This window comes from Mesorhizobium sp. WSM1386, from assembly GCF_055901595.1.
This window is the reverse complement of the sequence record NZ_CM148373.1, coordinates 5,067,777-5,080,967: the sequence shown is the minus strand read 5'-3', so window position 1 is coordinate 5,080,967 and position 13,191 is coordinate 5,067,777. Positions and strand designations below refer to the sequence as shown.

General features: G+C 63.2%; 14 protein-coding genes. 7 read left to right on the top strand and 7 right to left on the bottom strand.

What is annotated here, in order from left to right; genetic code table 11:
* The first annotated feature begins 6 nt into the window (after positions 1-6).
* Together AC0NIH_RS24970 and AC0NIH_RS24965 are read left to right on the top strand one after the other, a co-directional pair.
* A complete protein-coding gene (locus AC0NIH_RS24970; RefSeq protein ID WP_473468602.1) occupies positions 7-447 on the top strand; it encodes a TadE/TadG family type IV pilus assembly protein in 441 nt (146 codons plus the stop codon).
* 13 nt (positions 448-460) lie between these two features.
* Positions 461-901, top strand: a complete 441-nt coding sequence (locus tag AC0NIH_RS24965; protein WP_473468600.1) for a TadE/TadG family type IV pilus assembly protein — start codon at positions 461-463, stop codon at positions 899-901.
* A 70-nt stretch (positions 902-971) separates the two neighbouring features.
* Here AC0NIH_RS24965 and AC0NIH_RS24960 read toward each other — a convergent pair whose 3' ends face one another.
* From AC0NIH_RS24960 to AC0NIH_RS24935, 6 genes are read right to left on the bottom strand one after another with little or no spacing between them, the layout of a single operon-like run.
* Positions 972-1,907 carry a phosphatidate cytidylyltransferase gene (locus AC0NIH_RS24960; RefSeq protein WP_023766476.1) on the bottom strand — a complete coding sequence of 312 codons (936 nt, stop codon included), beginning with the start codon at positions 1,905-1,907 and terminating at the stop codon, positions 972-974.
* Complete coding sequence (locus tag AC0NIH_RS24955; RefSeq protein ID WP_023779346.1) at positions 1,907-2,569, bottom strand: lysophospholipid acyltransferase family protein; 663 nt, start codon at positions 2,567-2,569, stop codon at positions 1,907-1,909. Before AC0NIH_RS24955 ends, AC0NIH_RS24960 begins: the two co-directional genes overlap by 1 nt.
* Positions 2,566-3,009, bottom strand: coding sequence for a hypothetical protein (locus AC0NIH_RS24950; RefSeq protein ID WP_473468597.1), 444 nt, complete (start codon positions 3,007-3,009; stop codon positions 2,566-2,568). Before AC0NIH_RS24950 ends, AC0NIH_RS24955 begins: the two co-directional genes overlap by 4 nt.
* On the bottom strand, positions 3,006-4,346 hold the full coding sequence (locus tag AC0NIH_RS24945; RefSeq protein WP_473468594.1) for a phosphatase PAP2/dual specificity phosphatase family protein: 1,341 nt from the start codon (positions 4,344-4,346) through the stop codon (positions 3,006-3,008). The genes AC0NIH_RS24950 and AC0NIH_RS24945 overlap by 4 nt, the downstream gene beginning before the upstream one ends.
* 13 nt (positions 4,347-4,359) lie before the next feature.
* On the bottom strand, positions 4,360-6,144 hold the full coding sequence (locus AC0NIH_RS24940) for a bifunctional alpha/beta hydrolase/class I SAM-dependent methyltransferase (protein WP_473468592.1): 1,785 nt from the start codon (positions 6,142-6,144) through the stop codon (positions 4,360-4,362).
* A gap of 36 nt (positions 6,145-6,180) precedes the next feature.
* Positions 6,181-6,789 carry a CDP-alcohol phosphatidyltransferase family protein gene (locus tag AC0NIH_RS24935; RefSeq protein WP_473468590.1) on the bottom strand — a complete coding sequence of 203 codons (609 nt, stop codon included), beginning with the start codon at positions 6,787-6,789 and terminating at the stop codon, positions 6,181-6,183.
* Between the two features lie 257 nt (positions 6,790-7,046).
* On the opposite strand from AC0NIH_RS24935, the gene AC0NIH_RS24930 reads away from it, so the two are divergent.
* From AC0NIH_RS24930 to AC0NIH_RS24910, 5 genes are all read left to right on the top strand, one after another.
* Positions 7,047-7,526: a MarR family winged helix-turn-helix transcriptional regulator gene (locus tag AC0NIH_RS24930; protein ID WP_287272442.1), complete on the top strand. Its 480-nt coding sequence runs from the start codon at positions 7,047-7,049 to the stop codon at positions 7,524-7,526.
* On the top strand, positions 7,523-8,704 hold the full coding sequence (locus AC0NIH_RS24925) for an HlyD family secretion protein (RefSeq protein WP_287272443.1): 1,182 nt from the start codon (positions 7,523-7,525) through the stop codon (positions 8,702-8,704). The genes AC0NIH_RS24930 and AC0NIH_RS24925 overlap by 4 nt, the downstream gene beginning before the upstream one ends.
* A gap of 304 nt (positions 8,705-9,008) precedes the next feature.
* Entirely contained in the window at positions 9,009-10,544 is a 1,536-nt protein-coding gene (locus tag AC0NIH_RS24920) for a DHA2 family efflux MFS transporter permease subunit (protein ID WP_473468588.1), read from the top strand.
* Positions 10,545-10,826: 282 nt separating this feature from the next.
* Positions 10,827-11,246: an ArsR/SmtB family transcription factor gene (locus tag AC0NIH_RS24915; protein ID WP_245272765.1), complete on the top strand. Its 420-nt coding sequence runs from the start codon at positions 10,827-10,829 to the stop codon at positions 11,244-11,246.
* 716 nt (positions 11,247-11,962) lie between these two features.
* On the top strand, positions 11,963-12,400 hold the full coding sequence (locus AC0NIH_RS24910) for a hypothetical protein (protein ID WP_023766485.1): 438 nt from the start codon (positions 11,963-11,965) through the stop codon (positions 12,398-12,400).
* 256 nt (positions 12,401-12,656) lie between these two features.
* On the opposite strand, the gene AC0NIH_RS24905 is transcribed toward AC0NIH_RS24910, so the two are convergent.
* Positions 12,657-13,169 (bottom strand): CAP domain-containing protein, encoded by a 513-nt coding sequence (locus tag AC0NIH_RS24905; protein WP_473468585.1) that lies wholly within the window; start codon positions 13,167-13,169, stop codon positions 12,657-12,659.
* Between the last annotated feature and the right edge of the window lie 22 nt (positions 13,170-13,191).

The window sequence follows — 13,191 nt, the reverse complement described above, 5'->3', positions numbered from 1 at the left end:
CCAGCCATGGAACGACAACCAGTGCCGATCCTGAGTGACGATACGGGTGTTGCCGCGGTCGAGTTCGCGTTGGTGCTCCCCTTGCTGTGCGTAGCGCTGCTTGGGATCCTGGACGGCTGGTCCTATATGACCAGCTCGCTGTCGATGCGTGCCGGCGTGAAGACGGCCGCCAACTTGATCATGGAAGGATCGGCCAGCGATACAGTGACCCAGGCGGTTGCCATTGCGAGCTGGGAGCATAGGCCGCCGGACGGCCAGGTCACGCTAAGCCGGATTTACATGTGCGGAACCACCGTGGTCGACGCCTCCGCCCTCTGCAGCGGGCCGAAGGTGCCGTCGATCTATGTTCAGATCCAGGCATCCGCGACCTGGGTGCCGCCCGTCACCTTCGGCGTCTTTTCCGCTTCCAGCACCATTGGCCACCTCGAGGTGATCCGTGTTCGCTAGGGCAATTCCAGGAGTGCGTGGCGGTTTTCCGTTTGGAGCCGCTTCAAAACAAGGCGCTCAGGCAAACGCATTCAGCCGGGATCGGTCGGGCGGGGCTGGGTTGGAATTCGCGCTCATCGCGCCTTTTCTCATCATGTTGCTGTTCGGCATCTTCGCCTTCGGCTGGTCGATGAACTCCGTCTCCAGTGTTCGATATACGCTCGAGACATCGTCACGCTCGCTACAACTTCAGAACAATTTGACGCAGGCCGACATCCAATCGATCGCGACGCAGAAGCTACAGGCCCTGGGTCTGAAGGATGTGAACGTCACGATCCTCATCGACCCGGCGAGCGGCGGCTTTCGCATGGCGCATCTGACCGCCACCTATGCCTTCGTCATCGATTTCCCATACTTCAGCGCCTTTCCCATCAATTACGCGACAACCGTTACCGTGCCGCTGGTCGGCAGTTAGCCAGGGATCAGCCGGTATGCGCTTTTGGCTGGGACGTCCGGAACCAGCTCTGAGACCGGCGTTTGTTGGCTCAGAGTGTCCAGAAATAGCGCACGATGTGAAAGAAGATCGGGGCCGCGAAGATCAGGCTGTCGGTGCGGTCCATCATGCCCCCATGGCCTTCGATGAGATGGCCCCAGTCCTTGACACCCTGGTCGCGCTTGATGGCCGAGGCGACCAGTCCGCCCAGAAACCCCATTGAACAGGCGACGAAGGCCACGCACGCCGCCTGCAGCGGCGAGAACGGCGTCACGAAGGACAAGAGCGCGCCGAGCAGGCTCGCCGACACCACTCCGCCGATCAGGCCTTCCCAGGTTTTCGACGGCGAGACGGTCGGCGAGAAACGGTGTTTTCCGAACAGCTTGCCGAAGATGTATTGCAGCACGTCGCTGCCTTGCACGACGATGATGAGAAAGGCGATCAGCAGCAGATTGCGGCCTTCGAAGCCGGGCACATCGAGTGTCAGCAGCGCTGGAACATGGCTGACGCAATAGACCGAGATCATGACAGCCCACTGCTGCGCCGCGATCCGCTCGAGAAAGCGTTCGGTGTCGCCGTGCAGCGCGGTAATGGCCGGCATCAGCAGGAAGCAATAGACCGGAATGAAGATGACGAAGAGCCCGTACCAGGCGGTCCACACCAGCCAGTATTGAACCGGTATGATGATGCCGAACATGCCAAGCAGCACCCAATGGTCGCTGCGGCTTGTGTGCGTCAGCGTGACGAATTCGCGCAGCGACGCGAAGGAAATCAGCGCGAACAGGATGGTCATGCCGTAGCGGCCGAAGAAGAAGGCGACCGTCATCAGCGCCACCATCACCCACCACGCGTTGATGCGTTGGGTCAGATTGATCAGCGTCGAACTGAGCGGCTTCGGCGCTCGCGCCGACAGCATGGCGGCGACGATGCTGGCGGTCGTCAGCACCACCAGCAGGCCGATGATCAAAATCGAGATGTCGTGGCGCATCATTTGTCTCGCTCGGGGCGCGGGTTGAGCGCCAGGAGCGTGGCGTGGGCTCGGTCGAGAAAGGCACGGCGCTCTTCGCCCGGAGCCACCGTCACCGGCGCGCCGAAGACGACGCGGCACAGAAGCGGAACCGGCAGGAACTGGCCCTTGGGCAGCACGCGCGACATGTTCTCGATCCAGCACGGGATCAGCTCGACATCAGGCCGCGCCATCGACAGATTGTAGAGCCCGGAGCGGAAGGCCAGCAGCGGCTCCTCGGTCATGTTGCGGGTGCCTTCGGGAAACAGGATCAGCGAGTGGCCTTGGTCGAGGACCGACAGCATGATCTCGATCGGGTTTTCCTCGGGCTTCGTCCATTGCCGGTTGATGAGCACGGACGACAGCATGTCTTCGGCGATGAAGCGGCGCAGCCGCGATTTTCCCCAATACTCGCCCGCCGCCACGGCATGGGTGATCGCGCGCTCCTTTTCGCTCAGGCACGCGGACAAGAGGATGAAGTCGCCATGGCTGGTGTGGTTGGCGAAATAGATGCGCTGCCGGTCCGACGGCAGGCTGCCGTTCCAGATCGGGCGCACCCCGGTCACCGCCCATGCCAGCGCCGAGAGGCCGACGGAGGTTACCGTCTGCAGCAGGGTAAAAGTCTTCAGCGCAAGCCTGCTCATCGCGGCGCCCAGAATCCCGCCGCCAAAAGCATCGCCACGAACAGGCCAAGGGCTGCGCGCTGCCTGGTGAGCAACCGGCGCGTACCGGCCATGCGCTCGTCGAGCGAACGTGTAGAGGGCGGCAGCCGCTTCAGGCCCATGCCTGCAAGGATGTCGTCCACAGCGGCGCCACCGGAAGTCTCATCGTCATGGCTGGCCATCAGCCGGAACAGCAGCGCGTCGAATGCCAGCAGCGCCGACAGCGCCAGCACGGCAACCGCGCTCGCGGCGGCGAGCGACAGCGCGACGGCTGCAGGCCAGGTCTCGAAGGCGCCGCGCGCTGAAGCGGCCAGGGGCGCCAGCACGTTTGCGGCCACAACGAGTGCGGCCGGCCACGCGGCCTGCCGCATCAGCATGCCGGCGAGGCGGTCGGTGCTTTCCCGATAGGCACTGCCGGTCATGATGCCGCCCGCTGCACGGCCTCGGCAAGATGAACCGGCCGGCCGGCGGCCGTCAGCATCTCGCGAGCCAGGGCCGGCGTCTTGGCCCTGCCAGTCGCGACCAGCCATTCGGCGACAACGCCGGCGCTGCGCTGGAAGCCAAGCGCACAGCAGACAAGCACCGTACCGTTGCGGCGCGCTTTCTCCAGCGCGCCGGCTGCTTGTTGCTGCATCATTGCGTGCGGCTGCAACAGGTCGACCGTCGGAAAGCTGATCCAGCGGCAAATCGCTCCCGCCGGCCTTTCCAGTTCGGCGGCGAGGTCGATGACCGTGCCGAAGCCGTTGGCCTCGCTTGCGGTGGGAAAGCGTCCGAGAAAGACGCCGTCGTCGACCTCCGCCTGCGCAGCAAGATCCCGTGTCCAGGCCCATATGTTTGTTCTGGCGCCAAGGCGGTAGGGCAGGAGCAGGATGCGGCTTGCGAGGGCGACGCTGCCATCCGCGGATTTCTGGAACACTTTTGAGCCGGCCCCGGCATAGGCGAGGGCGACGATGACCAGTGCCAAAGCCGGCCAAAGCAGGAAGAGCGCGACGGCTGAAACGGACGCACCGAACACGGCGCCCGCCAGCATAAGGACGGCGCCCAGCGCATAGAACCGCGCCAGCCGGCGGGCTTTCGCATCGCGCGTCAACCGGAAGTCTGAAATCGGCAATTCCCCGCTGCGCGGAAACAGCCAGAGCGCGAAAAATCCGAGCAGCGCGCCGGTCGGGATGTCGATGAAATGATGCTGCCATGTCGTCAGCACCGAGGCGCCGATCAGGAAGCACCAGCCATGCCAGAGCGGCAGGAGAAGGCCGCCGAGCCGGTGGCGCCAATGGTCCCAGATGATGACCAGCAGGGCGATGTGCAACGAGGGCGCCTGGTTGAACGGTTTGTCGAAACCGCCAAGCACGGCAAACATGAAGCCTGGCAGGCCGGTCGTTTGCGGCCGCACGAATGTCGCCGACAGCGGGAACAGGATGAAGCAGGCGACGGCCACGATTTGCGCGGTGAGTAAGCGGCCGGCCAGGCGGTCGACCCCTTGCCTGCTATCGTTGAGCAGCAGCGACAGGCCATAGAACAGGTTGATCGACCAGTAGGGCACGATGGTCCAGGCGACGAACGGGATGTTGTATTCCCAGGAGAACACGATGCTGCCGACATCGTCGCGCCGCGACGCCAGCCAGTTGGCGAAGCCATAGGTCAGGTAGAAGAACGGCGCCAGGAACGCCAGCCATAACGCGGCCCTGACCACCACCCGGCCATAGGGTTCAGCGGCTGCGGCAGATGCGGATTGCGAAGCTTCAGGGTCAGTGGGCATGCCGCGGCGGGTCCTACAGGCGCCGCGCGACCGAGACGGTGAAGATGCCCCATTGGTCGATGCGCTGGTCGAGCTTCTCGAAACCGGCCGCCTCGACGAGCTGGTCCATTTCGCCTTGCGTGCGCCGGCGCATGACCCAGGCCTGGCCACCGCGATGCGAGGTCAGGCTGCGTGCGATCATCTCAAGCTGCGGATGCCAGGGCTGGTTGGTGTAGAGGAGCAGGCTGCCCGGCCGCATGGCGCTGGCCAGTCCACCGAGCGAGCAGGCGATCATCGCATTGTCGCAGAACAGTTCGTAGAGGCCTGAAACGATGGCGAGGTCCGGCGCCGGATCGGTCGCGGCGAGCATGTCCGCATCGAAAGCGTCGGCGCGCCTGAACGAGACGCTGGCCGGCAAGTGCCGCTCGGCAATAAGCTTGCGGCCGAGCTCGACATTGAGGTCGGAATAATCCTGCAGGCGAACACTTGCCGGCTGGTCGGGGCTCTTCACGATCGCATCGAGAACATAGCGGCCGTGGCCGGCGGCGATATCGAGAATGTGGGCCGTCCGGCCGGCGGCCTTCAGCGTCGCCAGGCAAGAGCCGATCAGTTCTTCCAGATGCAGCTTGCGTTGGCGGATGCCGCGCCAGCCGATGGCCTCCAGGAAGATGCGGTCGACGAAGCGGCCAAGCGGCGTCAGCCCGCGCGCGTCGTTCTCGTAGACATAGTCCAGCGTCGAGCCGGAATCGAAGCCGGTGGTAACACCGGCCTTCATGCCCGACGAGACCCAGGCGCCCATGCGGATGGAGGCGCGGCTGAACGCCCAATAGAGCCCTTTTGGCGACAGCAGATCGAGCGGCGAGGCAAGCCGGTCGGCTTCGTCGCGCGTGTAGCCGGCAATATCGGCCTGCTTCAGGTCGGCCACCGCGTCCGGCGCCGTGAACTGCTTGGCCAGGAACGGCCGGATCAGGTCGAGGGCCTGCGCCCGGTCGCGCTCGCCCAGCGTGTCGTGGAAGAAACCCGGCAACACATGGCGTTCCTTGGTCCTGCTGCCGAGATTGACGAAGAAGTCGTGCTGGGGGCCATGGCGTACCACCCAGTCGCTTCCCGAAAGCAGAAGCTGCGTCGGCACGGTGATGGCGCGGGCGTCTGCAACGATACGGGCGGCGTGCTGGAAGAGTTCGACCAGGATGTTGGAGGCGATCGGACGCGTGATCAGCGGATCGCTCTCGAAAGAGGCGATGCGCACGGGATCATGGGTCAGGAAATTCGCCTTGACGTAGGAGTTGACGAAGAAACGGCCCTTGAGCCTTTGCCAGAGCGCGATGCTTTCCTTGGCGAAGGGCACGTAGAGCTTGACCGAAAAGGCCGGCGAGGCCAGCACCATGGCGCGCAGTTTCGGCGCATAGTCGTGCACCCAGGCGGCGGCAAGCACAGCGCCGAAGGACTGCGCAATCAGTGCGATATCCTGCGTCGCGAAGCCATCCCTGGCGGCGATCTCGCGCATGAAGCAGTCTATGTCGCGCACCAGCGCCGCGAAGGACGGAGCATAGCCGCGTTCGCCGGACGAACGGCCGTTGCCGCGGGCATCCCAGGCATAGAAGGCGTGATCCGGCATCTGCAATTCGTCGACGAGATGGGCCATGCGGCCGCCATGTTCATGACCGCGATGGAAGAGCACCACCGCGCCCTTGGCATCCGCGGAAACCGCCGGCCAGAACCGGTAGAAGATTTCGGTCCCGTCATGGCTAAGGAAGACACGCTCTTGTGCTTGCCGGCCAAGGCTTTCGGCAGCCGCTGCGATCGATCCGTGCATCATGGTCTTCCCCTCTGGCGGCATGGCGAGCCCCGGTGCTCAGCTGGCGCTGCCAATAAGGCCGGCGCGTATCCGGTTTATGGCGGTCAGCAGCGAAAGCGTTGCCATGGCCGGAAACACAAGCGGCGCGATGGATGGAGACCACAGATCGGCGGCGCACAGAACGGCCACCACGCCCAGCGCCAGCGCCCTGTCGCTCTTGCCGAACGGCCCGGCATAATTGCGCCCGATGCCGGCCGCGATGCCGAGCACACCGGCGAACTCGGTCAGCACCGCAGTGATGGCAAAGGCGATGACACCCCAGGTATTGAACAGCGCAAAGGCTGCAAAAGGCAGGATCAGCGCCAGGTCTGAAACGACGTCGCAGATCTCGTTCAGATATATGCCGAGCGTCGAAGCCTGGCCATGTTCGCGTGCCAGCATGCCGTCCACCGCATTGAGCGCCATGCGCACGAACAGCACCACGGGAATGAGCAGCAGTGGCCAGCGCCATTCAGGCAGGGTCGCGATGACCGCTCCGGCCGCGATCGACATCAGGGCAGCCAGGATGGTTACGCTGTTGGCGGTGACACCGATGGCCGCCAGCCGGTTGACCAGCGGCCGCAGTCTCCCCTGGAAAGCCGGCTTGAGCGCGTAAAGCGTCGGCATTGCGTTGATCCCCCGATCCTGACTGCGGCTGTACATGAATATGTCGTACGCGACCAGCGGCTGCAGCGCCCAAACGGGTGCTGGCATCTGATATGGCGGATTGGACGCTGCCCGGAGATCGGCAGTCGCTAGCTCGGGCCGCGAGTGTCACCAGTCGCTAACCACGATGACGTTGGGCGGCCGCCATGCGCATTTGCCGGCTTTCAACCGCGATATAGCGGCTTGAATAGTGAGCACGCTTATCATATATACCGCTCATGGTTTCAGATGGCTTGGACAGATTGGGATTTTTGATCCACGACGTGCAGCGCTTGATGCGCAAGCGTTTCGAGACGCGCGCCAGCGGCCTTGGCCTGTCCTCGGCGCAATGGCGACTGATGGTGCGCGTCGCCAAGGAAGCGGGCATCACACAGGCGCGGCTCGCCGAACTGCTCGAGATCGAGCCGATCAGCGTTTCGCGGCTTGTCGACCGGATGGAGGAGGGCGGCTGGATCGAACGCCGCGCCGACGCCGCCGATCGCCGCGTGCGCATGATTTTCCCCACCGCCAAGGCGAGTGCCGCCTATGCGGAGGTCAAGAGCCTGGCTGGCGAAGTCTATGAAGAATCGCTCGTCGGCGTTTCGCCGGAGGATCGTCGCGTCCTGATCAGGGCGCTCGACGCGATGGCACGGAATCTTGGCGACGGCGATCCGCCGTCCGACGAAAAGATCAAGAATACAGAAGGCGCAGCAGCATGAATGCCGTAGCGAAGATAGACGAGAGCACTCCGAAGGTTGAGATGGAAGCGCCGGCCAAGCCGGCCGACACGCCCGTCGCGGCGGCCCCGGCGGTGCCGGAGCCGGCCCCGGCGCCAAAGAAGAAGCGCCGCATCGGCCGCTCGCTTTTGATGTTCGCCTTGCCGGCGGCGCTGGCCATCGGCGGCGGCTATGTCTGGGTCACCGGCGGGCGCTACCAGGAGACGGAGAACGCCAACCTGCAGCAGGCCAAGGTGTCGATCGCCTCGGATACGGCTGGCCGCATCGTCAAGGTCGCCATATCCGACAACCAGCTGGTCAAGCAGGGCGATGTGCTGTTTGCCATCGATCCCGAGCCCTACCGCATCGCACTGGCCCAGGCCGACGCGGCGGTCGCGGTCGCACGCGTCGGTATCGAGCAGTTGCGCGCGGCCTACAGCCAGGCGACGGCGCAGCAAAAGTCGGATGCCAGCGAGGTCGCCTTCGCCCAGTCGCAATACGACCGCGCCGCCGACCTTGCCCAGAAGGGCATCAACGCCAAATCGTCGCTCGACCAGGCCAAGAACGATCTCGACAAGGCCAGGCAGCAACTGGCGGTTGCCGAGCAGGGCATCATCAGCGCCAAGGCGGCACTTGCCGGCAATCCCGACATTGAGACCGACAAGCATCCGACCGTGATGGCGGCGCTCGCCGCGCGCGACAAGGCCGCCTACGATCTGGCGCAGACCACGGTCAGGGCGCCAGCCGATGGCGTCATCAGCCAGGCCTCGTCGTTCAAGGTCGGCCAGTATGTCGGTTCCGGCACGCCCTTGTTTGCGCTGGTCGAGACCGGCGACACCTGGATCGACGCCAATTTCAAGGAAACGCAGCTGACCCACATGAAGCCCGGCCAGAAGGCCGAGATCGTGGTCGACACCTATCCCGGCCGCACCTTCGAGGCGACGGTCAAGGCGATCGGCGCCGGCACCGGGGCAGAGTTTTCGCTGCTCCCGGCGCAGAACGCCACCGGCAACTGGGTCAAGGTCACGCAGCGCATTCCGGTGCGCCTGGAACTGACGGACCCCGACGCCAAGATGGCGCTGCGCACCGGCATGAGCGCCGCCGTCACCATCGACACCGGTGTGGCGCGTGGCTGGCCGTCGATCTTCGGTCACGCCACGGCCGGCGAGACCGCGCAGTAGAGAGCGAAGCCCGCCGGGACCAGGCGGGTGGAAGCGAACAGCAGGATTGGTCTGATGGGAGGGGTTGGAAGGATCAACGTTTGGTCGAACCGCGTCGCGGCTTGCCCGAATTTGGAACCTTCGACACGGACCCGTCGGTCCTCATGTTTCCGGGCGGCAGACATCCGCTCATCAGAGACTTCGGTCGATGTAACCCCCACATCGACAAATCGCGTCCCACCGCGATGAGGATCTCTCAACGGAAGGCATTGCCGCCCGGAAACCCGTTGTACACGTTTTTGTTACCGGCTGGAAGTTCAACGCCATGAGCACGCCCGAAGCTTTCAAGGAAGTGCCGCATCGCGGCCTGATCACGGTCGCGCTGATGCTGGCGACGATCATGCAGGCGCTCGACACCACGATCGCCAACGTCGCGCTGCCGACCATGACCGGCGATCTCGGCGCCTCGCCCGACAATATCAACTGGGTGCTGACCTCCTACATCGTGGCCGCCGCCATCATGACGCCGGTGACCGGCTGGCTGGCCGACCGCTTCGGCCGCAAGGAACTGTTCCTGGGGGCGGTTGTCGGCTTCACCGTGTTCTCGATGCTGTGCGGTATCGCCTGGAGCCTGGAGAGCATAGTGTTCTTCCGTCTGATGCAGGGCGTGTTCGGCGCGGCCATCGTGCCGCTGTCGCAGACCTTCCTGCTCGACATCAACCCCAGGGAACGCCACGGCCAGGCAATGGCCATCTGGGGCGCCGGCATCATGCTGGGGCCGATCCTGGGTCCGACGCTGGGCGGCTGGCTGACCGAGAATTTCAACTGGCGCTGGGTGTTCTTCATCAATTTGCCGGTCGGTATCATCGCCTTCCTCGGCATGGCGGCCTATCTGCCGGCAGTTGCCCGGCGGGTGCGCAGCTTCGATTTCTTCGGCTTCGCCATGTTGTCGCTGGGCGTCGGTGCGCTGCAGCTGCTGCTCGATCGCGGCGGCGAGGTCGACTGGTTTTCGTCGGTCGAAATCTGGATCGAGCTTGCTCTTTCGATCACCGGCTTCTGGGTGTTCATCATTCACACGGTGACGGCGGAACGTCCTTTCATCGATCCCAAGATCTTCCTCGACCGCAATTTCGTGACCGGGCTCGCCTTCATCTTCGTGATGGGCGTGCTGATCCTCGCCTCGATGTCGTTGCTGCCGCCAATGCTGTCGACCATCTTCGGCTATCCGACCGTCACCATCGGCATCGTCCTGGGGCCGCGCGGTGTCGGTACGATGATTTCGATGCTCGTCGTCGGGCGGCTCATGAACAGGATCGACGCCAGGATCCTGGTCGTCATCGGCTTTCTGTTGACCGCGCAGTCGCTCTACACCATGTCCTCCTTCACGCCCCAGATGGACAATTGGCTGATCCTCAGCTCCGGCGTCATCCAGGGCCTGGGCATGGGGATGGTGTTCGTGCCGTTGTCGACGGTAGCCTTCGCCACGCTCGACGTGCGCTTCCGCACCGATGCCACCGCTTTGTTCAGCCTGGTGCGCAACCTCGGTTCGTCCATCGGCGTGTCGGTGGTGACGGTCTTGATGGTGCGCAACACGCAGGTCAATCACACCGAGCTTTCGGCCTTCATCAACCCGTTCAACCCCAATCTCTGGGCGGTTTCGCCGGCGGCCGCGGGCGGCGATCCGATGGCGCTGTCGGAGGTCGATCGCATGGTCAACATCCAGGCCATGATGATCTCCTACGTCAACGACTTCAAAATACTGATGATGATGACGCTGCTGGCCATCCCGTTCGTCGTCCTGCTGCGCAAGCCGAAGGCCAGTCCGGCCGCCGGCGGCGCGCCTGCCGCGCATATGGACTAGCGAGCCTTGATGTCGAAACCTGAGGGGTCGCGATGACACAGGGCAGCCAAGCCTCGGCCGGGGCCGCATCGCCCCAAGTGGTGCGGGCCGCGCTGTGGCCGAAGCCGACCGTACCCATTCGGACGAATTGACTGCACAAAGCTTCAGCAGCAATTTGCTCCTGTTAGGGCAGATATGCCCCCAACTCCAAGCCTGCCCTGACAGGAGCTCGCTGGTTTCACGGCTGGCGAGCTTTCTGATCATTTGCTTTATTAGAGGCATCTCAGCGATTCGGGGTCACTGTTGACCGGCGGCACGAGCATGGCTTCATACGTCAGACAGCGACTTGCGGAAATCCAAGCCGACCCTGCCCTGCGGCATCGGCCGGCCAAGCCCCTTAGCTTCCAGAAACAGGCGGTTGTAGTGGCGAAGTTTCTGGCCGCCTTGGCGCACGAGAAGCGCCTCTTGACCTGCATTCATCTGATGGACGGCGAGAGAACGGTGACGGACCTGCTCTCGCGCGTGGGCGGGACCCAGCACTCCCTGTCGCAGCACCTGGGCATGCTTGTTGAAATGGGGATAGTTGAAAGTCGGGCCGAAGGCCGGTGGCGGTACTATTCCTGCAAATCGGAAGCCGCCAAGGATGTCATCAGAGTGCTTGATCTTCTGGCCCGGAACAATGCGCTTCCTGCGCCCCCGTCTGGTGCGCTAGAGCGACCTTGAAGTATCGGACGCGGGCTTTCACTGTCTCGCCATAGGCAATCTCGGCACGACATTTGCTTCTCCCAGTCCAGCATGGGTCCCAACGGCCCGTGTAGTCCCAGAATCCCGGGGACGCCCGCCGCTGCCGTGAATGGGGCGGCGGGATTTGCGTTTCGGTATTCCTGATGCTTGACGACGGCCGTTTCACCGCCGTCCGCAACTGCAATCTGTTGACCGTTGCGACAAAGGCTATCGAACCTCGGGTCGCCAGCCCATATTTCTTTCGACTGAATTAGGGTGTACTAATGCTTTGTTGGGGAATAACTTGGGGCTGGGGGATTTATGCACCAAATTGGCGCAAAGATTTTCGAGTGGGCGAACAGTCGCGGCATCTCAATCAAACAACGCTCAAAAACGGTATGGACTGCGGCAGGAAGCTATCGAGGCCGCAATTTTGAAGTTAAGGGCCGTTCGGCAACAATCGCGCTCGCACTGTGGATAGAGGGCTCTCGGTACAAAGGGCCACGGACTTGAGGCCGTTCTTCGCAGCGATGCGGTGGATCCCATGTTCCATATGTTGTTAACGATCGACATTTGGCTCGCCGCCGAGCCGGCAATCCAGTCAACCTGGAGCTGACGGTTGCTCAGCTTCGGAGACAACAGTTGACAGTTTTCGAACTTGAGCGCCGAGTCTCCCGCGCGAATTATCGCACGACTGCTCAAAGGGAGGACCGTACATGGAACACCTTAATCGCAGATCAGCCCTTAAATTTGGTCTCGCTGCGACCGCCGCGACCCCCGTATTTTCATTAGCAGCGCCGGCGGAGGCGGCAGCTCCCAGCTATAGCGCCACTGATGGTATGGACATGGGACACGGACGACGGATGGTGGAAGTCGGGGAGCAGGAGTCACAGATCAGTGCTTACAAGAGCATCAAGATAATCGATGTGATCTATCAACCCGGAGCTTCCGATCCGGACGACCAGCCTATGATGGACATGGACATGATCTGCCACATCATTGCCGGTGAGTTCAAAATCGAGAAGAAAGGTATTCCGGCCTATACCGTCAAAGACGGCGGCCTCTACAGCTGCGGCAAGGGAAAGTCGGATAAAGCCACCAACATCAGCAACGTGGTTGGCATCCATCGAATTGCACTCTTGATCCCAGCTTAAGGTCTGCGACGCATTCGCCACGGTGGCGACTTTGTCGCCGAGCCGTCCGTGTGGCGGTGGCAAGCTGCCACACGGCAGGCGTTATCGGTGTGCAAGATGAGGAAGCGGCTGCTGGAACCTGACGCAGTCGGGATTAAGCGGGATAGAGATCGATGAGGAAGTTGACAGCCTCTATCGCGCCCTCCTGGAAGCCAGTGATGTCGTTCCGGCATGGAGCGCGCTAACGACGTAAGGAAAGTAGGATAGCCGGGAAGCTCTACCTGCCCAGCACCAGCGCCCAATAGCGCAGGTTAGGGTCACGCCCGTCGCGGACATAGGCGAGCCCGAAGCGGCTGAAATCCGGATCGAGTATGTTACGCCGGTGGCCCTGCGAATGCATCCAGATGTCGAACAGTTTTTGCTGGTCGAAGCGGCCTTCGGCGATGTTCTCGGCCGCGGCCCCCCGTACTCCGTTGTCCTTCATGCGCGAGGCAAAATCCTTGCCCCAGCCCGTGGTGTGGCTCATGCGCTCACGCGACGCCATATAGCCTGCCTGCTGCAGCGCTGACTGCTCCAGCTGAGCATCGGGGACGAGCGGCCCGAGCCCCGCGGTGGCGCGCAGGCTTGCCAGCGTGCCGGTCGCGGAGGACGAGACTCCGGCGCCTTGCCCGGTCGGCAGCGAAACGGTGCCGCAGGCGGCAAGGCCGGCCAGGGCCGCGAGACCGATCAGAAGGGCACGCCTGCTTCGGCGCGTTTCGACGGCGGAATGGGAACGAGCAGCAGTGGTCATTCCTGCCTGAATAGCCGCGATC